This is a genomic window from Streptomyces sp. NPDC059255 (genome assembly GCF_042752355.1).
Classification (GTDB): domain Bacteria; phylum Actinomycetota; class Actinomycetes; order Streptomycetales; family Streptomycetaceae; genus Streptomyces.
This window is the reverse complement of sequence record NZ_JBHYZP010000021.1, coordinates 98,863-121,636: the sequence shown is the minus strand read 5'-3', so window position 1 is coordinate 121,636 and position 22,774 is coordinate 98,863. Positions and strand designations below refer to the sequence as shown.

The 22,774-nt window shown below is 72.2% G+C and carries 21 protein-coding genes; 16 read left to right on the top strand and 5 right to left on the bottom strand.

The annotated features are described in order from the left end of the window. The first annotated feature begins 125 nt into the window (after positions 1-125). The 12 genes from ACFXKG_RS24085 (at position 126) to ACFXKG_RS24030 (ending at position 13,562) form a co-directional block, all read left to right on the top strand. On the top strand, positions 126-2,459 hold the full coding sequence (locus ACFXKG_RS24085; RefSeq protein WP_384842674.1) for a Tox-REase-5 domain-containing protein: 2,334 nt from the start codon (positions 126-128) through the stop codon (positions 2,457-2,459). Between the two features lie 187 nt (positions 2,460-2,646). After that, on the top strand, positions 2,647-3,354 hold the full coding sequence (locus ACFXKG_RS24080; RefSeq protein ID WP_384842671.1) for an Imm52 family immunity protein: 708 nt from the start codon (positions 2,647-2,649) through the stop codon (positions 3,352-3,354). Continuing rightward, entirely contained in the window at positions 3,351-3,869 is a 519-nt protein-coding gene (locus tag ACFXKG_RS24075; protein WP_384842668.1) for a hypothetical protein, read from the top strand. Before ACFXKG_RS24080 ends, ACFXKG_RS24075 begins: the two co-directional genes overlap by 4 nt. A 59-nt stretch (positions 3,870-3,928) precedes the next feature. Then, positions 3,929-4,327 (top strand): hypothetical protein, encoded by a 399-nt coding sequence (locus ACFXKG_RS24070; protein WP_384842665.1) that lies wholly within the window; start codon positions 3,929-3,931, stop codon positions 4,325-4,327. Continuing rightward, positions 4,324-6,501 (top strand): tetratricopeptide repeat protein, encoded by a 2,178-nt coding sequence (locus ACFXKG_RS24065; protein ID WP_384842662.1) that lies wholly within the window; start codon positions 4,324-4,326, stop codon positions 6,499-6,501. The genes ACFXKG_RS24070 and ACFXKG_RS24065 overlap by 4 nt, the downstream gene beginning before the upstream one ends. A gap of 114 nt (positions 6,502-6,615) precedes the next feature. Continuing rightward, on the top strand, positions 6,616-8,061 hold the full coding sequence (locus ACFXKG_RS24060; protein WP_384842659.1) for a S1 family peptidase: 1,446 nt from the start codon (positions 6,616-6,618) through the stop codon (positions 8,059-8,061). A 221-nt stretch (positions 8,062-8,282) separates the two neighbouring features. After that, a complete protein-coding gene (locus ACFXKG_RS24055; RefSeq protein WP_384842656.1) occupies positions 8,283-9,023 on the top strand; it encodes a TetR/AcrR family transcriptional regulator in 741 nt (246 codons plus the stop codon). Between the two features lie 150 nt (positions 9,024-9,173). Beyond that, on the top strand, positions 9,174-9,959 hold the full coding sequence (locus ACFXKG_RS24050) for a cupin domain-containing protein (protein ID WP_365815917.1): 786 nt from the start codon (positions 9,174-9,176) through the stop codon (positions 9,957-9,959). 110 nt (positions 9,960-10,069) lie between these two features. Next, a complete protein-coding gene (locus tag ACFXKG_RS24045; RefSeq protein ID WP_382892306.1) occupies positions 10,070-10,621 on the top strand; it encodes a type 1 glutamine amidotransferase domain-containing protein in 552 nt (183 codons plus the stop codon). Next, complete coding sequence (locus tag ACFXKG_RS24040; protein ID WP_384842651.1) at positions 10,621-11,430, top strand: HAD family hydrolase; 810 nt, start codon at positions 10,621-10,623, stop codon at positions 11,428-11,430. Before ACFXKG_RS24045 ends, ACFXKG_RS24040 begins: the two co-directional genes overlap by 1 nt. A 99-nt stretch (positions 11,431-11,529) precedes the next feature. Continuing rightward, positions 11,530-12,858, top strand: coding sequence for an MFS transporter (locus tag ACFXKG_RS24035; protein WP_384842648.1), 1,329 nt, complete (start codon positions 11,530-11,532; stop codon positions 12,856-12,858). Beyond that, positions 12,855-13,562 (top strand): type 1 glutamine amidotransferase domain-containing protein, encoded by a 708-nt coding sequence (locus ACFXKG_RS24030; protein ID WP_384842645.1) that lies wholly within the window; start codon positions 12,855-12,857, stop codon positions 13,560-13,562. The genes ACFXKG_RS24035 and ACFXKG_RS24030 overlap by 4 nt, the downstream gene beginning before the upstream one ends. Positions 13,563-13,606: 44 nt before the next feature. On the opposite strand, the gene ACFXKG_RS24025 is transcribed toward ACFXKG_RS24030, so the two are convergent. From ACFXKG_RS24025 to ACFXKG_RS24015, 3 genes are all read right to left on the bottom strand, one after another. Further along, positions 13,607-14,665 carry a VWA domain-containing protein gene (locus tag ACFXKG_RS24025; RefSeq protein ID WP_384842642.1) on the bottom strand — a complete coding sequence of 353 codons (1,059 nt, stop codon included), beginning with the start codon at positions 14,663-14,665 and terminating at the stop codon, positions 13,607-13,609. A gap of 257 nt (positions 14,666-14,922) precedes the next feature. Next, complete coding sequence (locus tag ACFXKG_RS24020) at positions 14,923-15,318, bottom strand: YciI family protein (protein WP_384842639.1); 396 nt, start codon at positions 15,316-15,318, stop codon at positions 14,923-14,925. Positions 15,319-15,477: 159 nt separating this feature from the next. Continuing rightward, the gene (locus ACFXKG_RS24015) at positions 15,478-16,383 is read right to left on the bottom strand and encodes a type 1 glutamine amidotransferase domain-containing protein (protein WP_384842636.1); all 906 of its coding nucleotides are present in this window, start codon (positions 16,381-16,383) and stop codon (positions 15,478-15,480) included. A gap of 151 nt (positions 16,384-16,534) precedes the next feature. Between ACFXKG_RS24015 and ACFXKG_RS24010 the strand changes: the two genes are divergently transcribed. From ACFXKG_RS24010 to ACFXKG_RS24000, 3 genes are all read left to right on the top strand, one after another. After that, the gene (locus tag ACFXKG_RS24010) at positions 16,535-17,221 is read left to right on the top strand and encodes a type 1 glutamine amidotransferase domain-containing protein (protein ID WP_384842633.1); all 687 of its coding nucleotides are present in this window, start codon (positions 16,535-16,537) and stop codon (positions 17,219-17,221) included. A gap of 375 nt (positions 17,222-17,596) precedes the next feature. Beyond that, positions 17,597-18,502, top strand: a complete 906-nt coding sequence (locus ACFXKG_RS24005) for a LysR family transcriptional regulator (protein WP_384842630.1) — start codon at positions 17,597-17,599, stop codon at positions 18,500-18,502. A 119-nt stretch (positions 18,503-18,621) separates the two neighbouring features. Next, positions 18,622-19,863, top strand: a complete 1,242-nt coding sequence (locus tag ACFXKG_RS24000) for an FAD-dependent monooxygenase (protein WP_384842803.1) — start codon at positions 18,622-18,624, stop codon at positions 19,861-19,863. A gap of 61 nt (positions 19,864-19,924) precedes the next feature. Here the strand turns inward: ACFXKG_RS24000 and ACFXKG_RS23995 are convergent, their stop codons facing one another. After that, positions 19,925-20,932 carry an SDR family oxidoreductase gene (locus tag ACFXKG_RS23995; protein WP_384842627.1) on the bottom strand — a complete coding sequence of 336 codons (1,008 nt, stop codon included), beginning with the start codon at positions 20,930-20,932 and terminating at the stop codon, positions 19,925-19,927. 73 nt (positions 20,933-21,005) lie between these two features. Between ACFXKG_RS23995 and ACFXKG_RS23990 the strand changes: the two genes are divergently transcribed. Then, positions 21,006-21,641 (top strand): TetR/AcrR family transcriptional regulator, encoded by a 636-nt coding sequence (locus tag ACFXKG_RS23990; RefSeq protein ID WP_384842624.1) that lies wholly within the window; start codon positions 21,006-21,008, stop codon positions 21,639-21,641. A 124-nt stretch (positions 21,642-21,765) separates the two neighbouring features. On the opposite strand, the gene ACFXKG_RS23985 is transcribed toward ACFXKG_RS23990, so the two are convergent. Beyond that, positions 21,766-22,620, bottom strand: coding sequence for a GNAT family N-acetyltransferase (locus tag ACFXKG_RS23985; RefSeq protein ID WP_384842621.1), 855 nt, complete (start codon positions 22,618-22,620; stop codon positions 21,766-21,768). Between the last annotated feature and the right edge of the window lie 154 nt (positions 22,621-22,774).

Sequence of the window (22,774 nt, the reverse complement as noted above, 5' to 3'; positions counted from 1 at the left end):
CGTCGCGTTCCCCGTGCCGCACGGGTCCCGAATTGGGCCCAGGGGCCCACGACGGGGGCGGGATCCGGCCGTAGTCTGATGGATTGTCATGGAAGTGACAGGCGCAACTTGTTGGGGGACAAGGCATGTCTGCGTTCGGGGGAACACCTGTGTACGGGGGCGGCGGTCCGGCGCCGGGAGGCGACGGGCGGCCGGGGCGGCGGGGGCTGCCGCGGGAACTCGCGGTGGCGCGGGCCCTGATCCACGTGCTGTTCGGCGCCACGGTGCTCGGCGGGCTCGGCCTCTACGGCTCGGCGCTCGCCGCGGACGCGATGGGCGCCCAACTCCTCGGCGTCCTGCTCTACGGCGCCGCGCCCGGCGTGGTGGGCTGGGTGCTGTCGCGACGCACCTGGTCCGGCGGGACCGGAGTGTGGGCCGGCCTGGTCGCCGTACAGGTGTGGCTGATCCTCGGCGGACTGGGCAACGTCGCCGACGGGTCGGGACGCGGCTTCCTCCAGCTCTTCCTGCCGGTGCTGATCCTGCTGTTCCTGACCCGGCCGGAGAGCCGCGCGTGGTTCGGCTCGGCGGAGCGCGAGCGGGAGGAGAAGCCCGGCTTCTCCCTCTCGCACATGATCACCTGGCGGCGCGACCGGGGCCAGACTGCCATGGAGTACGCCGGTCTGATCACCGTTGTCGCGGCGGTCGTCCTGGCGCTCGCGCTGGGCGGCGTCGGCGGGCAGATCACGGACGGGCTGCGGTCGGCGATCTGCTCACTGACGGGGACGTCCTGCCCCGAGGGCGGGGACGGGGACGGGCACATCGCGTCCGGCGAGGACCGGGACACCGCCCCCGCGGACGATCCCCCCGCCGGCAGACCCCCCGCGCCTCAGGGAGACGGAGCCAGGGGGAGGGAGGGCTCCGGCTCCGGCGACACCTATCCCGTGAACAGCGTCGAACCGGAGGCCGAGTACGACGGGCCCGGGCTGGACACCGAAGGCACAGAGGACACCGAAGACACCGAGGGCTCCGACGGAACCGACGACCCCGGAGAAGGGGAAAAGGCCGGGGACACGGAGGACTGCGGCGGCTGGGGCTTCTTCGGCTGTGCCTGGGACCGCGGCACCCAGGTCGTCAAGGGCGTCTTCGTCGACGGCGTATGGGGCGACCTCACCGGCATCTTCGACCTCGTCGACCCCGAGACCTGGTCCGGCATGGCCGACTACGGCGGCCAGCTCGGCGACAAGTGGACGCAGGACTCCAAGGGCGCCACCGACAAGTGGAAGGACGGCGACTACCTCGGCGCCCTCGGCGACTGGGGCGAGGCGTCGGTCAAGACCGTGGTGAAGGTCGGCGACGACGTGTTCGTCGGCGACGAGGTACGCGACCGCTGGAACAACGGGGAGAAGACCCGGGCCGCCACCGATGTCGTCTGGAACGTCGGCTCCCTCTTCATCCCCGGCTACGACGTGGCCAAGGTCGTCGGCAAGGTGGGCAAACTCGGCAAACTGGGCAAGATCGCCGAGGAGGTCGCCCAGGCCGCCACGGACGCGGGTGACGCGGCGCGCCGGGCCCGCAAGGCCGCGGAGGCGGGTGATGTCGAAGGCGCACGCAAGGCGGCGAAGGAGGCCGACGAGGCGGCGGACCGGGCGGAGGAACAGGCCCGTAGAACCGGCTGCACCCTCGCCGCCGTCCTCCGGCCGCGCTACGGGGGCGGATACGGGAGCGGCGGCACCGGGGGCGTGTCCGGATCCGGCACGGGCGTGCTGGCCGCGGGCACCCCGGACCGGGTGATCCTCGCCGACCCCGGCTGCGACGAGGCGGCCAAGGCCAAGGCGGAAGAAGCGCGTAAGCAGGAGCGGGCCGCCTGGCTGGCGAAGAAGCGCGCCGAGGAGCCGGAACGCGCCGCCAAGGCACTCAAGGAGAAGAAGCCGTGGCCCGAACCCCAGCGCAACGACACCTCCGACCCGCGTAACTACAACCGCCCCGACTGGGCCGAGGACCTGAACGACCCGGAACTCGGCTCCGCCGACCTCGGCGACGGCTACTGGGCCGGCCGCGACCGCAATCCGCCGCCCAACTGGAAGAACGAGTCCTGGCTCCGCTACCAGGAGCAGATCACCGGCACGATACGCGGCAAGGAGTACATCGTCCCGAACCCCAAGGAGGGCAAGCCGGCGGTCGAGTACGACGGCTGGGACTCCGGCAGGCAGACGTTCCTGGAGGCCAAGAACGGCTACGACAGCTACCTGCTCAAGAACGACAGGGGCACGCTCTCCGATTCCGGCAAGAAGAAGTTCGTGGACGAGGCGGCGGCGCAGGTCGAGGCGTCCGGCGGCCGGGCCGTCGAATGGCACTTCTCGGACCCGGACGTGGCCAAGGCCGCCCGCAAGGCGTTCCGGGAGGCCGAGCTGCCCATCAGGGTCGTGCACACGAAGCAGAGGCCCAGCGACAGCACCAGGAAGCCGGAGGCGTTCGACTAGGGTCTGTCGGCGGTGGACGACGTACGGCGGACGACATCCGACGTGACGGACGACATCCGACGTGACGGACGGCAACCGACGTGACGGACGGCAACCGACGTGACGGACGTATGACGAGCGACGAGACGTACGACAACGGCCACGCGACGACGCGACGACGCGACGACGCGACGACGGAGAGCAGGACATGCGACGTTTGGTGCGAGGTTTCTGGGGGCGCCGGGAGGAGTCGGCCGAAGCGCTGGCCGCACGGTGGAAGCTGACCCTGGACCGGCTCGCCGGTCTGCTCCCGGCGGCCGGCGCCGGGCCCGGGGTGTGGCGCAACATCTCCGCCTCGGGGCCCGCCACCGGCCTGCGGCCGGACGCGGCGGCGCTCCTCGCCGCCCTGCGCGTGGCGCGGGAGGCGGACGGCTGGTCGGACCGTACCGGGTACGGGCTGCGCCTCGTGGCGGCCGGTGCGCCGGGGTGGAAGATCGAGGTGAGCGGCCGGGCGGGCGGAGCCCCGGAGAACCTGCTCCAGTCCATGGTGATCGGCGTCGACTCGCCGGACGGCGCCGAGATCCCCGACGCCGAACTCCTCGCCGCCGTCGCCGAGGTGTGGGAGCCCGACTTCGGCGGCGTCACCGACGACGACGTGCTCGACGTCCTGGAGGACGACGGCGGCTTCGTCGTCGGTGAGCCCGCCATCGGCTGGGTCGGCTATCTCTCCCCGGCACGCGCCGCCCTGGTCCCGGACGATATGGCGGAGGACCGGAAGGAGCTGGGCGTCGGAGGCGTACTCCTCGACATCACGTCGCGCGGTGACACCGAGGCCGTGCTCCGCGCGTATCTGCGGCTGAGGGACGCGGGTGCTCTCCAGCCGCTGCCCCGCCCCTTGGACCGGGCCACGCTGTGACCGCGCGCATCGGGGAGACGTTCGAGACCGCGCGCGCCGTCTCCGACGTCCTGGCGCTGCTCGCCGCGCCCGTGTCGGCGGACGGCCCGACGGCCGGTGAGGGGGACCCGGTCACGGGGGAGTGGCGTGTGACGCGGGGTGAGGGATTCCTGATCGCGCCGCTCTGGGAGAGCGACGGTCTCGTGGGTGTGTACGAGCGGGCGTGGACCGATGCGGAGCAGGCGGCCCAGGGCCATCTGGACTCCCTCGTAGCCGAGTTGACGAAACGGTGGGGCCCACACCGGCGGGTGGCCATGCATGTGCCGCTCTTCAGGAAACAGGCGGGCGAGCCCATGCCGCCGCTGTTCCAGGCACTGAGCGACGAGGACTGCTACGGCGATCTGTCGGTGTGGGGCCCGGTGGGCGAGAGCCCCCGCTGGGTCGGCGTCTCGGTCAACCAGTGCGACGGCGACGCTCCGATGATCGTCGTGGCCGTCGTCAGCGACCGGGCCGTCACCGAACTTCCGGAGCGGTAGAGCCTGTTGCCCGGGGTGGCCGTGGCATGCTCGGGTGAACCGACTGTAGGGGGAACGCTGTGGACGCCTTGACCGTCGCCAACGACGTGGTGCCGTACATCACTGCCGCCGTCGCCGCCTACGGGGGAGCCGTGGTCACCCGGACCAGCGATGTGGCCGCCGACGCGACGGTCTCGCTGGGCCGGCGCATCGTGCAGCGGCTGTGGAGCCGGGAGGAGAACCGGGACGGGCTGCGGCAGGCCATCGAGGAGGTCGCCGGGGATCCGGCGGACGACGACGCCCGGGCGGCGCTGCGCGTCCAGGTGCGCCGCATCCTGCGCGAGGACGCCGAACTGACCGCGGAACTGGCCCGGTTGCTGCCCACCCGCGCCTTCACCGCCTCCGGTGACGGCGCTGTCGCGGTGGAGACGAACCACGGCGTCATCAGCACCGGCGACGGCGCCACCGTCCAGCGGTGAGCGAGCGGCCCCGCGTCGAGGCCTCCGGTGAGCGGTCGGTGGCCGTCGGCACCAACAGCGGCATCGTCGCCACCGGCGACCACGCCACGATCGACGCCCGCACCGTCCACCTGCCGGCCGGCGCCGTCCGGCCGCCCGCCGAGGTGCCGGCGCCGCACGGGACCACCAACCTGCCCGCGCCCGCCAACCCCGACTTCGTCGACCGCGTGGAGCCGCTGGCCCGGCTGGAGGCCGCCCTGGACGAGGCCGCCCCGGGCGAGGCCGGTCCCGCGGTGCCGCCGGTCGTGCTCGGTCTGGGCGGCACGGGCAAGAGCGCCCTGGCCCTGCAGGCGGCCCACCGGCTGCGGCACCGGTTCAACCCGGTGTGGTGGCTCAGCGCGGACTCCGCCGCCGGCCTCACCTACGGGCTCGCCGACCTCGCCGTCCGACTCGCCCCCCACCAGCAACTGGCCGCCGCGACCAGCGCCGAGCGCGCCGAGTGGGCGCTGAGCTGGCTGGGGGCTCACGAGGGGTGGCTCCTCGTACTGGACGACGCGGCTTCCCCGCGGGATCTGGCCCCGGTGCTGGGCATGACCACGGGGCGCCACATCATCACCAGCCGACGGACCACCGGCTGGCGCCGGCTGGCCCGGCCGCTCCCGCTGGACACCTTGTCCCCCGACGCCGCGGTGGAGCTGCTGAGCCGCCTGATCGAGCCGGACGCCCCCGAGGGCCCGGAGACCCCCGGCGGCCCGGATGCCCTCGGCAACCCGGAGGCTCTCGGCAACCCGGAGGCTCTCGGCGACCCGGAGGCTCTCGCCCGCCTCGACTGCCTCGCCCGCCTCGCCGACGAGCTGGGGCAGCTGCCCCTGGCCCTGGAGCAGGCCGCCGCCTACATCGAGTCCACCGCCATCGGCCCGGCCGCCTACCTCGACCGCCTCCGCCGCTACCCGGGCCGCATGTTCGCCGCCGCCGCGGCGGGCGGCCAGGAGGCCGACGACCAGCGCACCGTCGCCCGGATCTGGCAGCTGTCCCTCCAGGCGATCACCGCCCGGCAGCCGCTGGCCCTGGAACTGCTGCGGCTGCTCGCCTGGTTCGCTCCCGTACCGCTGCCGCGTGACATCTTCGACGACCTGCTCGACGTCCTCCGCCAGGAACCCGACGGGGAGGCGGGGGACCTGCGGGACGACCTGCGGGCGGCCCCCGATGCGGGCCCCGATGCGGAGCCGTTCGCCGTCGACGAGGCGCTGGCCCTCCTCCACGGATACAGCATGATCACGCTGACCCGGGGGACCGTGACCGTCCACCGCCTGGTCCAGGCCGTGGCACGTACCCCCGACCCCGCCGACCCCCATCGCACCGTCCGGGCCATCACCACCGCCCGCGAACGCGCCGCCCTGCTGCTGGAGCGCGTACTGCCGGCGGACCCGCTGTTCGACGTCTCCGGGTGGCCCCGGTGGCGCGCGCTCCTGCCGCATCTGCTGGCCCTGACCGACCGGACTCCGGCGGCAGAGGAGAGTCCGCGCACCGCCGGCCTGCTCGTGGCCGCCTCCGGATACCTCCAGGGCGACGGTCATACCGCCACGGCCATAGCCTGCGCCCGGCGCGCGGTGGACATCCGCACCCGGCTCCAGGGCTCCGACCACCCGGCCACGCTCGCCTCCCGCAGTTTCCTCGCCAGCGCCCACCGGGCCGCCGGTGACCTGGAGACGGCGGCCCCGCTGCACCGGCGGAACCTGGCGGACCACGAGCGTGTCCACGGCCCCGACCACCCCGACACCCTCGTCGCCCGGGCCAACCTCGCCTACCTCCATGCCCTGCGGGGCGAGCCGGCCCGGGCGCGGGACCTGCACCGGCGGAACCTGACGGACCTGCGGCGCCTCCACGGCCCCGACCACCCGCACACCCTCAACGCCCTGGCCAACCTGGCCAGTTCCTACCGCGACACGGGCGACCTGGAGACGGCCGTCGGCCTCCACCGCCAGGTCGTCGCCGACTACGAACGGGTCCACGGGCCGGACCACTCCGAGACCGTCACGGCCCGCAGCAACCTCGCCTACGCCCTCCGGCTCGCCGGCGACACCGACGCGGCCACCGCCCTCTTCGAGCGGGTGCTGGCCGACCGCGAACGCCTCTACGGCCCCGGCCACCCCCTCACCGAACTCGCCCGCGGCTTCCTCGATCCCCAGCCCTGATTTCCGACGGGTGTTGAACGGGCCCCGCCCGCCGTACGTATGGGAGGAGGGCCCTCTGATGCCCGGGGCTCCGTCGCTGACGACGTCGTACCGGTACGACACTGGGGGCCACGGATGCCACGGACGCCACAGAGGCCACGGACGCAACGGACGCCACGGACGAAGCACGCGCGACGCACGCTCCGGCGGGTGACGCGACTCGCCGCTGTCGGCGGACTGCTCTGCGGCGGTCTGCTGGTCTCGAACGCGGTGGCCGGCGAACCGGCCGGGCGCGGTACGGGGCCCGGTGGCACGTCGTCCGTCGCCGAGGTCGGGACGGGGCTGGTGACGAAGCTCGGCACCGCCCGTACCGCCGGTACCTGGATCGCCGCGGACGGGCGGCCGGTGGTCGCCGTGACGGACGAGGACGCGGCGGCCGAGGTACGGCGCGAGGGGGCGCGGGCCGAGGTCATGCGCTACAGCATGCGCGACCTCACCACCGCCACCGAGGCGCTGAGCGCGGCGCCCCGGGTCCCGGGGACCGCGTGGGCCGTGGACTACGCGGCCAACCGGGTCGTGGTGCAGGCCGACCGGACCGTGTCCGCCGACGACTGGTCCCGGCTGACCGATGTCGCGGACGGGATCGGGGACTCCGTGGAGATGGAGCGGACCACGGGCGAGTTCCGTACGAAGGTGAACGGCGCCGCCCCGATCTTCACCAACAGCGACCGCTGTTCCGCCGGCTTCAACGTCACGGACGGCCAGGACAACTTCATTCTGACGGCCGGGCACTGCGGCCCCACGGGCACCACCTGGTTCCAGGACACGGCGGGCGGCACGCTGGTCGGCTCCACGGTCGCCACGACGTTCCCCGAGAGCGACTTCTCCCTCGTGCAGTACGAGAACCCGGCGTCCTTCGACGGCACGAGCACCGTCGACATCGGTGACGGCCGGGGCGTCCAGATCATCGGCGCGGCCGACCCGGTCGTCGGCCAGCAGGTGTTCCGCAGCGGCAGCACCACGGGGCTGCGCTCCGGGCAGGTGACGGCGCTGAACGTGACGGTGAACTACCGCGAGGGCACGGTCAGCGGTCTGATCCAGACCACGGTCTGCGCCGAGCCCGGCGACAGCGGCGGCCCGCTCCTCGCGCAGGGGCTGGCGCTCGGGGTGACGTCGGGCGGCAACGGGGACTGCACCGTCGGCGGTACGACGTTCTTCCAGCCGGTGTCGACGGCGATGGCGGCCCTCGGGGTGCGGCTCGCGGGCGTCGCGGTCGGCGACGGCAACGAGACGGCGACCGGGAGCAGCGACGGGACGGTGGACTCGGCCGTCCCCGCGCCGACGGGCACGGGCGCCGGCGGGGGCGTACCGGCGGGCAACGGGACCGGCACCGGGGCGGGCGTCGGCGTGGGCATCGGGGTCGGCACCGGCACGGGCGGCGTCAGCTCGATCGTGGACTACCGGACCCTGGTGCCGGGGCTGTTCATCATCGCCGTGAGTCTGCTGGGGCTGACGATGGCTCAGCGGATGTGGTCGGAGAAGGCCAGTTACCGCAGCCAGTACTCGCAGAGCTGGAGCTGACCGGGCCCGGACCCTGTCCGCGCAGTGGCCCCGTGACAGCCCCGTGACAGCCCTGCGGTAGGCCCGTAACGGCATCCCGGCGGTCGGCAGCGGTGTCGCGAATACCGCCTCCATGCCGTCATTTGGCCTGTCCTGCGCGGAAATTCGACCCAAAGTGAATCATGTCCCAATGGGACATTTGGGGTGTACGATCGGGCGCATGAAGGTGACGAGGTGATGAGGTGACGACGGGGCCGGGGACCGCCCCGTCCGGACCGGCGCGGCCCGCTGCCACTGCCGTCGTCGAGGACGGCCGGCAGCGCAAGGCGCGGCGCACCCGCGAGGCGCTGGGCATCGCCGCGGCCGATCTCATCCTGGAGCGGGGCCTGGCGTGCGTCACGGTCGAGGCCATCGCCGAGCGTGCCGATGTCACCCGGCGTACGTTCAGCCGCCACTTCAGCGGCAAGGAGGACGCCGCCGTCGAGTCGACCCGTGTCGACGGCGAGCGCATCAACGACGCGCTGCGGGCCCGTCCGGCGGGCGAACCGCCCCTGGTGGCCTACCGGATGGCCGTCCGTGAGTGGCTGTTCGACGAGACGCGCCCGGGGTTGCACCGCCGTCCGCGCGGCCGGGCGCTGTTCGCTCTGATCGACCGTGAGCCCGTGCTGTTCGCGGCGTTCGAGCGGGTACGGCTGGAGGCGCAGGAGGAGTCCGTACGGATCGTCGCGGCCCGGCTCGGCGCGGACGCCGACCGGGACCCCCGCCCCGGGGTGGTCGTCGCCGCCGGCACCGGGGTGCTGATCGCCGCGCTGAGACTGTGGGCGCGCGGGGCGGACGACGACCCGGAGAGTCTGCCCGCGGTGGTCGAGCGCGCGTACGACGCGCTGGGCAGGGAGGCCGCGGCGAGGAAGGGGCAACCTCTGGGGCAACCCCTGGGGGAATCCCCTTACCCGGAGACCAAAAATCGTTTCTCCTTGCTTTGACGACTGCCCCCGGAACATCAGATTCCCCTCAACAAGGAATCTTCATGCCCCCACCAGAACTTCCTATTTGAGCGGAAGTGCGATCGGTGCTTTAGTTGCGGTGTCGAGATTGATCGGCCATGGGCAATCCGCAAACGGGGGTAAGAAAACATGGCGGCAACACCCGTAACAAACATATTCGAAAGTTCCGGTCCGCGACTGGATCCGGCCGTCCGGCTGGACGCCGGGCCGGCGGACATCGCCGAGCTGAAGCGGCTGCTGCGGCGCGGCGCCCGCGTCGCGCACGAGCAGTTCGACGAGGACACGCATCTGGACGAGGTCATCCCGAAGCCGTGGGGGTACGAGTACCGCGCCTTCGTGGACGAGTTCTTCGACTTCTGGGCGCTGCACATCGACGCCCCGCACAGCACTTCGGTGCATGTGCACCCGCGCAAGCTGACGTATCTGCTCTGTCTGGGGGGACAGGGCGTCACGACGGGCCTGGGCGGCGTCTCGATCCCGATCCGGCAGGGCAGCGTCGTACGGATCGCGCCCGGCGCGTTCCACGGCACGCGGAACGCGGGGGACGAACCGCTGGAGCTGATCGAGGTCGAGTCCCCGAGGAACAAGTTCGATCTGATGCGGCTCAAGGACGACTACAACCGGGCGGGAACGGCGTACGAATCGACCTCGCTCGAAACCCCGCGTCACCCGATGCGGAAAGTGGTCGCGTTTCCGAACACGCGGATGCGGACGCGGACACCCGACGGGCGTTTCCGGTTCGAACTCCGCACGGGAATGGACGTGTTCTACCGGCGGCGCGCCGAGGACCTCTTCCACATTCCGCTCTGCGTCTCCGGTGCGGTCTACTCCGATGTGGAGATCCTTACGGGCCGGCCGGAGGACACCCGGCGCGTGGAGGCCGACAAGCAGTATCTCTGCGTCAGCCGCGCCTGAAGGGCGGAATCCCGACAGGGAAAACGCAGAGGGAAAGCAAAAAGGGAAAGCAAAAAGGGAAAGCAAGAGCACGACGGAAAAGTACGACAGAAAGATCCGGGGGGATCGTCATGTCTCACACTGCTGTCATCATCACCGGCCAGGGATTCCAGGACCACGACGTCGTCTTCACCTACTACCGCCTGCTGGAGGAGGGCTGGCAGGTCGACATCGCCACGAAGAACGGCGACCCGACCACCGGCAAGTACGGTGTCCCGCTGCCCATGGACAAGACGGCGCGCCCGCTCATCGCGTACGAGGACCTCGCCGTCGACCTGTACGACACCGTGATCCTCACCGGCGGCCACGAGGCGCCGGACCGGGTGCGGCAGGACCGCGACGTGCTGGACTTCGTCGCGGGGATGAACGAGGCCGGCAAGGTCGTCGCCGGGCTCTGCCACGGGCCGTGGATCATGGTGAGCGCCGGGGTGCTGCGGGGGCGGCGGGCCTGTGCGTACATCGGGCTGCGCGACGACGTGATCAACGCGGGTGCGGAGGTCGTCGACAGCGACGTCATCGTGGACGGCAACATCATCACCTGCTCGTACTACGGCTACATGGGCGCGTTCATGCGCGCCGTGTTCCAGACGACGGAGAAGCTCGCGGCGGAGAGCGCCGCGTGATGGGCCGTCACGCACAGGCACGGGTGCAGGCGCAATCGGGGGAGCAGCGCCCGGAGGTGGGGCGCGAGCAGGGGCGGGGGCTGCTCGCGCTCGACTTCGACGGGGTCGTCTGCGACGCCTTCGAGGAGTGCGCCCTGATCACCTGGCTCGGGGAGCACGAGCACGACCGGGCGCTCCCCGGGCCGGGCCAACTGGACCGGGTGCCGGCGGAGTTCACCACCCGGTTCCGGACGGTACGGGACTACGCACGGGTGCTGGACCACTTCGTGGTGGCCCACCTCCCGGAGGCCGACGGGATAGGGTCCCAGGCCGAGTTCGACCGGCTGTACGCGTCACTGCCCGACGCGCGCGTCCAGCGGTTCGTGGCGGGCGCCTCCGATGCCCGGGACTGGTTCCGCGAGTCGGAGACGGAGTTCTGGCTCGGGCTGCACACGCTCTACCCCGGCGTTCCCGAACTGCTGCGGCGGGCCAATGTGCCCGTGGTGATCGTGACGGCGAAGGACGAGCCCTCGGTACGCGCCATCCTGGGCCGGCACGGCCTGGAGTCGGTGATCGCCGGGGTCTACGGGGAGTGCGCCGCCAAACCGGAGGCCGTCCGGGAGGCGTGCGCGCGACGGGGTGTGCCGCTGGAAGCCGCGACGTTCGTGGACGACAACCTGACCAATGTGCGCAGGGTGTCGGCGACGGGCGCCCGGGCGTGGTGGGCGCAGTGGGGCTACCAGACCCCCGAACACCGCGCGGAAGCGGCCCAGTTCGGGATCACGGGGCTCGAACTGACCGGCCTGGCCGGTCTGCCGCTGACCATCTGACCCACCCCCGGGGAGGGCGTCCGGTGCGCTCCACGCGCCACCGGGCGCCCTTTCCCGTCTCCGATCCTTCCCGTCTCCGATCACTCTCCAGGGGTTTTCATGACCACTGCCGCCACGGGGGCCGCGCGGCGCGGCGCCCCTCGACCACGACGATCACCGGCCGCTTCCCTCCCCTTCGCGGTGCAGCTCGCGCTGCTGGTGGCCATGGCCTTCGCCATCCCGGCGCAGCTCTATCTCGCGATACCGGTGGCCGACCGCATCCGGACCGCCTACGGGGTGGACGCGGCGTCCGCCGCCTGGACCGGGGCCGGGTTCTCCTTGGCGTACGCCCTCGGCTTCCTGGTCTTCGGGCCGCTCTCCGACCGCGTCGGCCGCCGCCCCGTCCTCGCGGGCGGCGCCCTGGCGACGGCCGTGACCACCGCGCTGACCGCCGCCGCGCCGGGGCTCGGCTGGTTTCTCGCCGGGCGGGCGCTCCAGGGGTTCACGGCGGCGACGTTCGCGCCCGTCGCGCTCGCCTACGTGACCGAGCGCGCGCCCGCCGCCCGGCGTCCGGTCGCGCTCTCGCTGCTCACCACCGGGCTGCTGGGGGCGGGGATCGCGGGGCAGGTCTTCGGCGAGCTGGTGACGGAACACGCGGACTGGCGCGCCGCGTTCTGGCCCGCTGCCCTCGTGTACGCGGCGGCGGCCGTGGCCTTCTGGCGCATCCTGGCCCCCGACCCCGACCCCGACCCCGACTCGGATTCCGGCCCCGACCCCGGCTCCGGCTCGGGCTCCGGCCCCTCCGCCCGTGCCGTGGCCGGCACGGCGCTCGCGCTGCTCCGTACCCGTGGTCCGGCGGCCGTGTTCGCCGCCGCGCTGCCCGTGTTCGGCAGCTTCGTCGCCTTCTACGCCGTTCTGGAGCGGGAGCTGCGCCTGACGTACGGGTTCGACTCCAACGGGCTGCTGCTCGCCCAGGCCGCCGGGGCGCTGGGACTGCTGGTGGGGCCGCTGGTGAACCGGTGCTTCGGCGCCGCCGGGCCCCGGGCGCTCGCGCTCGCCGGGTATCTGACGGCGGCGGCGGGGCTGCTGCTGGCGCTGCTCGCCGGGATCGCCGCGGTACCGGGCGCGATGATCGGCGCGGGGGCGCTCTTCGTCGCGGGTACGGGGCTGATCGTGCCGGGGATCGTCGGCCTGCTCCACCACCTCGCCCCGCACGCACGGGGAACGGCGGGCGCGGTCAACACGTTCGCCCTGTTCGCCGGCGCGTCGGCCGGGCAGCTCGCCGCGGCGCACCTCGGCCCCCGGCCCATGCTCGCCGTGCTCGTGGCCGCCACCCTGCTCGCCTGCCTGACGGTGGCCGCCGGCACCCGCCCGCGCACCCCTCCCTCCCCTCCCGACTCCCGCCCCGACTCTCCCCTTGACTCCCACCCGACCAGGAGCCTGCCATGACCGTGACCGCTCCCCGGCGCGTGCTGTCCGTGCTGACCAGCCATGGTGCGCTCGGCGACACGGGCGAGCCCACCGGCTTCCATCTCGGCGAGACCGTCATCCCCTGGCAGCGGCTGCGCGCCGAGGGCTACGCGGTGGACTTCGTCTCCGTACGTGGCGGCCGGCCGCCCGTCATCGGGTACGACCGGGACGACCCGGCCCAGCGGGCGTTCCTGGCCGATCCGGCGGGCGGCGGCCGGCTCGCCTGTACACCGCGACCCGAGGAGGTGGATCCGGGGCGGTACGCGGGGGTGCTCTTCGTCGGCGGCCACGGCACCATGTGGGACTTCCGGGGGCACCCGGTCCTGGAGGAGATCGCGCGGCGGGTGTACGAGTCGGGCGGCGTGGTCGGCGCGATCTGCCACGGCCCGGCGGCGCTCGTCGACCTGACCCTCTCGGACGGTACGCACCTGGTGGACGGCCGCGAGGTGACCGCGTTCTCCCACGTGTCGGAGACCGCGCGCGGGCTGGCGGACGTCGTACCGTTCTCGCTCCAGACGGCGCTGGAGCAGCGTGGCGCGGTCTTCTCGGCGGCCCCCGACCGGGCGCCGCACGTGGTGGTGAGCGGCCGGCTCGTCACCGCGCAGAACCCGCAGTCGGCGGCCGGGCTCGCGGAGCGGATGGCCGAACTGCTGCGTCTGCGCACGGGGTTGTCCCGTGGTTGATCCGAAGTGTCCGCGCCCTTCCGGCGCAGTTCGGAGCCTGATGATCAGAGCATGATGAGCAGACGCGTGTTCGGCTTGAGCTTCCTGTTCACCGAACGGCTCTGCACGTACACCTCCAGCTTGGGGTTGCGCCCCGCCTTCACGGAGACGGTCCCCTGGATGCCCGTGCCGAAGAGAAGGCTGCGCGCCGCGTCGCCCGTGTAGGCGCGGTCGGTGTCCTTCTCGACCACGATGACTTCCTTGTCGGGCTGAACCTGCACCCGGCTGCCCAACTGGTAGTAGCACGAGCCGCGTTCGTACGTCACGCCCGGATGCGAGTCGACGAAGGACCGGATCTCGATCTCGGTGTCGACCTTCAGGAGCCGGTACTTGTCGGCCGCCACCGGTTCGAGGTTCGCCCGTACGTCGTCGACCGATATGTCCTGGCCGACCGCGAACAGGTTCTTCGTGCCGCGCACGCCCTGCTCACGGCCCCGGAGGAAGCTGGTGGCGGCGGCACGCACGGTGCCGATCGCCTCCTCGACACCCTCCTGGGAGTCCGCGTCCCAGATGGCGATGTTGCCCGCCGGGAAGCCGTAGTTCTGGGCGGTGCGCTTCGCCAGGGAGTTCGGGACGAGGATCGCGGACGTCCAGTGGCCCGGGAGCGCCCCCATCTTCGCGGCGATCTTGTCCAGCCAGGGTCCGAGGATGGTCATGTCGCCGTCGTGCCGCCGGTCCCCGCCGGAGGCGTTCTCCTCCCCGTCCGTCACCACGATCTGGAGGAAGCTGTGCTCGCCGTACTCCTCCCAGATGTGGCCCAGGTCGTCCAGGGATTTCAGCGAGGCCTCGATGAGTGCGGTGGCGCCGTTGTTGACCTTGTACAGGCCCCGCATGGAGGGCAGGTGTTTCACATCCATGTCCCAGACCAGGTTCTCCACCCTGTGGTCGAAGGAGTAGAGGCTGATGCGGGTCTCGTGGCCGAGGCTGTCCGATTCGGCTTTCAGGCCCGCCACGAATTCGTCCACGACCCGTATCAGCTGACCCTGGTGCTGATGCATGGAACCTGAACTGTCCACTACCAGCGCGACGTGATTCACCTTGTGCTGGATCTTGTTGGCGGACATGCGTGTGCTCCTTCTCCGAGGCTCCCCGAGCGATGTCTCCACACTATGGGGAGGCACTGACAACGGAGCCTGACGGAGGATCACCCGCCGGTCACAGGCCCGCCCCCGCCGGTCACAGGACCTCCTCCGCCGGTCACAGGCCCACACCCGCCCGTCCCGGACCCATCCGCCCGCCCGTCCCGGACCCAGGAGGGTCCGGGACGGGCCGCGCCCCCGGGCGGCGCGTACGGGTCCGCATCACCCGGCGGAGCTGCCGCTCACGGCTGGGGCGGCGCCGACGCCACCGGGTGGAGTTCGACCGGCTCGTTGGACGGCTTCCCGTCCGGGCCCGGTGTCGCGGAGACCTGCGCGGCGAACTCGACCGCCCGCGCCTCGTCCTTCACGTCGATCACCCAGTAGCCGGCCAGGATCTTCTCGGCCCGGAAGTGCGGTCCGTCCGTCACCTCCGGGCCGCCGCCGTCCCGCGCGCTCACGGACTTGACCGGGCCCGGTCCGCCGAGCCCCTCCGCCTGCACCAGCTCACCGTTCTTCACCAGCTCGTCGTTGAGCCTGCCCATGTGCTCGACCATCGCGCCCAGGGCCTCCGGCGTGTAGGCGCCCATGTCGGCGTCCCAGGTCTCGCGGTTCCCGAAGAGCTGCACCATGTACTTCATGTCGTGACTCCCTTGTCCGGTCCGGGGGTTCGGCCCCGGCTTCTCCGGCCGGGGCTTGTGCATGGTTGACCGTCCGCGGCCCCGGAACTCATCGCACTTCGAGCGGGGAACGGGGAGATCTTTTCGGCCCACCGAAAGAGGAATTCCTCCGTCCGGGGATCATGCGGTCATTTCGTGCGTATTCCCGGCCGTCCCCGAACGTGGCGAACCGGCGTATTTCCCGGTGTGCCCGATCAGCCAGTTCAGGGGAAGTTCCCTGCCGAGAGCGAGCCGCATGCCGAGGGCCGTCGCCTCCGCCGCCGACGCAGGGTTCTGCCCCGTGACCAGGTTTCCGTCGCGTACGACATGGGGCGCGAAAGGCTCGCCCGCCTCGTACCGCGCCCCACGCTCGCGCAGGGCCTCGTCGAGGAAGAACGGCACGGTGGCGGCCAGCCCCGCCGCCTCCTCCTCGGCCCGGGAGAAGCCGGTGACCCGGCGCCCCGCGACCAGCGGCGCCCCGCCGGGCGACCGGGCCGGCAGCAGTGCCGCCACGCCGTGGCAGACCGCGACCACCACGCCGCCCCCGGCGTGGAAGCGAGTGAGGAAGCCGGCCAGCCGCGGATCCTCGGGGAGGTCGAGCATCGCGCCGTGGCCGCCCGCGATCAGCACGATGCCGAAGTCGGCCGGGGTGTAGCGGTCGGCCGTCGTGGTCGCGGCGAGGCGCTCGCGTACGGTGCCGTCGTCGAGGAAGAGGCGTTGCGGCAGGTCGGAGCGGTCGACGCCGCCGATCCGCGGGGTGCCCTCGCGGGTGCCCGCGAAGGCGAAGTCCCAGCCGGCGCTCGTCAGGGCGCGCCACGGGTAGGCGGCCTCGGGCAGCCAGAAGCCGGCCCGCCGGCCGCCGGGCAGCCGCGCGACGCTGCTCACCACGATCAGCCCGCGCCGCGCCGGGCCCCCGGCCGGTCCCCCGTGAGGCCCGCTCTCCCCGCCCGCCCCCCTCTCCCCGCTTGCCCGGTCCTCCGCGCCCGCCCAGCTTCCCGCGCCCGCCCAGCTCTCCGCGCTCGCCCCGCTCTCTCCGGGCTCTTTCATATCCATTCCATTCTCCGAAGGGGGCTCACCGTAACGAATTGCCTCCATGAATTTCTCTATGGGGGCGATCGGGCAGATTATTTGGCGGCCGGGATTGTGGGTGCCTACATTCGGTGAACCGGAATCGCACCACGGAAATTGGAGAACCGTAATGCCCAAGAAGGTTCTGTTCGCGCTCACGAGCCATGGCACCCTCGGCGACACCGGCCGGTCCACCGGCTTCTACGTCCCCGAGGTGGCCCACCCCGCCGCCGTGTTCCGCGCGGCGGGCTACGAGATCGCGTACGTCTCCGTGCAGGGCGGCGAGCCGCCGCGCGACGGGTACAACGCGGAGGACCAGGTGCAGGCCGACTTCCTCGCCGACCCCGACACCGTCGCCGCGCTCTCCCGCACGGCGGCGCCCGGCGAGCTGTCCGCCGCCGACTACGACGTCGTCTTCTACGCGGGCGGCCACGGCGCGATGTGGGACCTGCCCGGCGCCACGGAGCTGGCCGATCTGGCCGCCGGGGTGTACGAGCGGGGCGGTGTCGTCGCCGCCGTCTGCCACGGCCCGGCCGGGCTGGTCAACATCCGGCTCGGGGACGGCTCGTACCTGGTGGAGGGCAAGCAGGTCTCGACGTTCACCAACGAGGAGGAGCAGGCGGTCGGGCTGACCGAGGTCGTGCCGTTCCTGCTGGAGAGCAGGCTCGCGGAGCGCGGCGCGAAGATCACCAAGGCCGGGAACTTCGCCGAGCACGCCGTCGCCGACCAGCGGCTCGTCACCGGCCAGAACCCGGCCTCGGCGCTGCGGGTCGCGGAGCTGGTCGTCGAACAGCTGGAGGCCGCCCCGGCCGCCTGACCCGCCGCCCCGCCGCCTGACCGGGGCGTGAAGACCCGGAAGTGCGGAATCCCGGAGGCGTGGACACGCGCTCCCTCATGCATGTGGCCGCTTCTCGTGCTCTCGGGCAGGAGAAGCGGCCATACGTACGTATTCGCCGCGCCCTTACGGGTGTTTTCCACCGGCCCGACCGCGCGGCCACGGCATTTCGCGCAGCATGGGCCGAGGGCCTGACCCGTAAGCCGGCAGACCCCCGGACACCCGGACACCCGGCCTCCCCCGTACGCCCCGCCGAGTGCCGTGAACCCGACGCCCGACGACCGACGACCGACGAGCACCACCACCCCGCCGGGCACCGCGCGGGGCGAACGAACGCACAGGGGGACGGCCTTGACCATGGCGGTACAACTGAGCTGGCTGCGGACGTTCGTGACCGTCTACCGCCTCGGCTCCTTCACCAAGGCGGCCCAGCGGCTCGAACTGTCCCAGCCCACCGTCACCCACCAGATCCGCAACCTCGAACGGGAGCTGGGCAAGTCGCTCTTCGAGCGCATCCCCCAGGGCGCCCTCCCCACGCCCGCCGCCGAGACCCTGCTGCGTGAGGTGCAGGGCCCGGTCGACGCCCTCGGCACGGTGGTGGAGCGGCACTTCGGCGGCGCCCCCGACGGCCATCCGCTCTACGTCGGCGGGCCGGTGGAGCTGATCACCTCGCGCGTGCTGCCCGCCGTCAGCGACCTCGTCGCCGACGGACTGCGCCTCACCTTCGGCTTCGGCCTCGCGGACGATCTGCTCGGCCGGCTGATCAGCGGGGACTTCGACCTCGTTCTGTCGACCGTACGGCCACGGCTGCGCGGCATCACCGCCACGACCCTGGTCGACGAGGAGTTCGCGCTCCTCGCCTCCCCGGAGCTGGCCAAGGACATCCCCACCGACCGGCTCACCGAGAAGGACGGCCCGTCCGTCCTCGCCAAGTACCCGCTGATCGCGTACGCCGAGTCCCTGCCGATCATCCGCCGCTACTGGCTCACGGTCTTCGGGCTGCGGCCGACCGCCGCGCCCTCCCTCGTCGTGCCGGACCTGCGCGGGGCGCTCGCCGCCGTCAAGTCCTCGGCGGGCATCTCCGTGCTCCCCACCTATCTGGCGGCCGAGGAACTGGTGCGCGGCGAGGTCGTCAAGCTGCTGGACCCCGAACTCCCGCCCATCAACACCTTCTACCTCGCCACGCGCGACGGGGATCTGGGCCGTTCGGACCTCTCCCTGCTCCACGGCCAGCTCCTGATGAAGGCCCGGCTCTGGATGTAGGCGCCGGATGCAGCCGCCGGATGTAGTCGAACGTGACACACACCCCCTGCTACCCTTCGCTGCCAATCGATCACATTGCGTCGCATCACGCCATCGAACACGTCATCAAAGGGGTGTCTGTGAAGGTCGCCTGCGTCGGCGGCGGGCCCGCCGGACTGTACTTCTCGATTCTGATGAAGCGGCAGGATCCGTCCCACGAGATCACCGTCTACGAACGGAATCCGGCCGGTTCGACCTACGGCTGGGGGGTGACCTACTGGGGCGGCCTCATCGAGAAGCTGCGCGCCCACGACCCCGAGTCCGCCCGTACCATCGGCGAGCGCTCGGTCCGCTGGAGCGACGGGGTCGCGCACGTGGGCGACCTGACCACCGTCCACCACGGCGACGAGGGCTTCGGCATCGGCCGCCGTGAACTGCTCGACATCCTCGCCGACCGGGCCAGGGAGCTGGGCGTACGCGTCGAGTACGAGCACGAGGTCACCGTCGGGCCGGACGAGGGGGAGCTGGCCGGCGCCGACCTCGTCGTGGCCTGCGACGGCGTCAACAGCGCCCTGCGCGAGCGTGCCGCCGGCCACTTCGGTACGGAGGTCACGGCGGGCCGGAACAAGTACGTCTGGCTCGGCACCACCAAGGTCTTCCACGCCTTCACCTTCGCCTTCCGGGAGACCGAGCACGGCTGGATCTGGTGTTACGGCTACGGGTTCAGCGACCGCCACAGCACCTGCATCGTCGAGTGCTCCGAGGAGACCTGGACGGGCCTCGGCCTCCACGAGACGAACGAGGCCGACAGCCTCGCCCTCCTGGAGAAGCTCTTCGCCGTGCCGCTGGACGGGCACGCGCTCATCGGCCGGGCGAACTCGGACGGCGCCGCCGCCCAGTGGCTCACCTTCCGCACCCTCACCCACCGCACCTGGTCGCACGACCGCCTCGTCCTGCTCGGCGACGCCGCGCACACCACGCACTACTCCATCGGCGCGGGCACCACCCTCGCCCTGGAGGACGCCATCGCCCTCGCGGGCGCGCTGCGCGAGCACGCCGAGCCGGCCGCCGCCCTCGCCCACTACGAGCGCGAGCGCCGCTCGGCGCTGCTCCCCGTCCAGAGCGCGGCCCGCTACAGCGCGCGCTGGTACGAGAACCTGACGCGCTACATCCATCTCCCGCCCGCGCACATGTTCGCGCTCCTCGGCCAGCGGCACTCCCCGCTGCTGCCGTACGTCCCGCCCGCGCTCTACTACCGGCTCGACCGCGCGGTGAGCCGGTCGGCGGCGTTCCGCGGCCTCAAGCGCCGGCTGGGCCCGAGGCTCGCCCGGACGCTCGCCCGCGCACGGCGGGCCGGCCGGCGGGACGGCCCGAAGAGTTAGTGCCGTAGCAGGCAACGTTCGTCCTGTTGCGCCGGACGTCCCGATTCATCACAGCGCGACGCTAGCGCCGGGGGACCACACCGAGTTCGATCATGCTGGTGGCGGTGTCGAGGACGGAATCGGACGGTGGCCGGGAGGTCCAGCCCAGCTCCTTCTCCGCCTTGGCCGCGCTGCTCCGGTCCTGACGCCCCCAGAACCCGAGCGCCAGACGGCCGCTCGGGTCGAAGCGGGCCATGACCCACAGCATCCAGTACGGCATCGCGCCCGTCCCGATCCGGTAGCCGTGCGACCGGTACCGACCGGCCAGCACCGACGCCATCTCGCGAGCCCACATGAACCGGCCGGCGGCGATGTACCGGTTCCCGGCCGCCGAAGGCGTCTCCATGGCGAGCCGGTGCAGGCGAGCCAGGTCGCGGACGTCCACGACGTTCCAGCCGATCTTCGGGACGACCGGCAGCGTGCCCCGCATGATCCGCCGGATCAGCTCCAGCGACGTGTTGACGTCGGCGTTCAGCATCGGGCCGAGGATGGTGCACGGATTGAGTACGACCAGCTCCATTCCGGATTCGCGGGCGAAGTCCCAAGCCGCCATCTCGGCCAGCGTCTTGCTTTTCGCGTACGGGCCCGCCTTGCTCGGGTCGCTCCAGTCGGCCTCGGTGAACACCCGGTCGTCGTCGTGCCCGTAGTGCACGGCGGCCTCCGAAGAGGTCAGCACCACGCGGCGGACGGTGTCACTGGACTCGGCGGCCCGCAGTACCCGCAGCGTGCCCTCGACAGCGGGGCGGATCACCTCCTCCTCGTCGCGCGGGATGTTGCTGGGGAACGGCGACGCCACGTGCCAGACGTAGGCGCACCCGTCGACCGCCTCGGTCCAGCCGGCGTCGCCGGTCAGGTCGGCCTCGACGAACTCCAGCTCGCCGCCCGTACGTTCGGCCAGTGCGCGCAGGTGGGTGACGTCGGCGGTGCGCAGGTCGCGCACCGTGCCGCGCACGGAATAGCCCTGAGCCAGAAGCTCGGCGACGCAGTGTCCGGCGAGGTATCCGGTGGCCCCGGTGACCAGAACTTTCATGAGCGTCTCCACCAATCTAAACGATGTTCAGAATGTAAGCAGTGTATAGATTGGTGGGCCCTAGACTCAAGGCATGCCCTCCGGTGAAACCAAGTCCGCCTACCATCACGGCGCTCTACGCGAGAAATTGATGACCGCCTGCCTCGCGCTGATCGAGGCCGAGGGCATCGGCGCGGTCAGCCTCCGGCGGGTCGCACGGGAGGCCGGGGTGAGCCCGGGGGCGCCGTACCACCACTTCCCCGACCGCGCCACGCTGCTCCATGCCATCACCGCCCAGGGCTTCGAACTCCTGGTCACCGAGCTACGGGCGGCCCACGACGGCGCCGCTGCACCGGTCGAAGCGCTGGGAGCGATGATCGAGGCGTACGTGCACTTCGCCCGCGAGCACACCGGGTACGCCCGGCTGATGTACCGGCCGGAGCTGTCCCGGACAGCCAAGGACCCGGCGGCCGAGGCCTTCGCGCAGGAGGGATTGCGGCTGGCCGCCGACACCGTGCTGGCCGCCCAGCGCGCGGGCACCGCCCCGCCGGGCGACCCGGCTCCGCTGGTCACCATGGTCTGGTCACTGGGCGCCGGTCTGGCCATGCTGGCCATCGACGGCCCGATGGACGACATGTCAGCCGCGCGCGGCTCCAGCACCACCGAGCTGACAGCCCAGGTCGCGGCACTCTTCCGGCAGATGCTGCAAGACGCCCCGAAAGGCGTCTGAACGCGGTTTCGGGCGACGTCGGCCCTGTCGGCGACGGCGCGTCACATCACCACAGGGCAACCGTCTCCTGCTACGGCATCAGTCCGGGGAGGTAGCCCGTGGAGGCAGCCCGGGCGGGCTCGGTTCAGCCCAGTTCGATGCTGGTGACGGCGTACATTCCCGCCAGGTCCACGTCGGGGGTGGGGCCCGTGTACATGCGGGCGGCCTCGAACGACGGGGTCAGCCCGAACCGCTCCATCAGCCGTACGGACTGCTGGTTGACGTCGGGGACGTCGATCGCCAGCGGGGTCCCCGGGGCGGTCGCGGCCAGCGCGTCCAGCAGGGTCGCCGCGATCTCCGGCGAGGAGGCGTAGAGCGGCCCGACACGGCAGGCACCGCGGGCCGCGCGGCGCACGGCGAAGCCGTGGAGTTCGCCGTCGCGGACCGCCGCCAGCGCGGTGCGGTCGGGCAGGCTGACCCACGCGGCGAGGAAGGTGTCCCGGGGCGCGGGGAAGAACCGCCGGTCGTACGCCGCGAGTTGGGCGAGGGGGACCGTACGGGCGTGCAGCAGCCTGACGCCGTCGCCGGGCCGGGCGCCCGCGTCGCTCGCCGGGACGCCTTCGTAGCGGATGTTGTTCCAGGCGCGGCGGAAGCCGGATCTGCGGTAGTTGTCCTGCTGACTGATCACCGCGTCGAGGCCGATGTTGCGGCCGGCGAGCCGTTCGAGGCCGGCGCGCCAGACCTGGATCCCGTAGCCCTGGCCGCGCACCGGCGGGGTGGCGATGTAGAAGCCGACGAAGCCGAAGTCCGTTCCGTACCGCACGGCGGAGATGGAGGCCACGGCCCGGCCGTCGAGCCGGCCGAAGAGGAAGCCGCCGGGATCGGCCGGGAAGAAGGCATGTCCGTCGGAGCGGCCCGGGTTCCAACCCTCGTCGTGCGCCCACTCACCGAGCAGGGTGATGTCGTCGACGCTCGCGCCCGTGACCTCGAACTCCGCCATGCGTTCCGCCTTCCGTACCGCCCCCGTGCCGTCTCTGGGTTCCGTGCGGGGCACAGGATTTCACGCGAGCGGAGGGGCCCGGGACCACCACGCCGGGGAGGCTCCGGTGGGCGGCCCGTGCGGTGTCACCGGGCAGCATGTCGGTTCCGGGCCC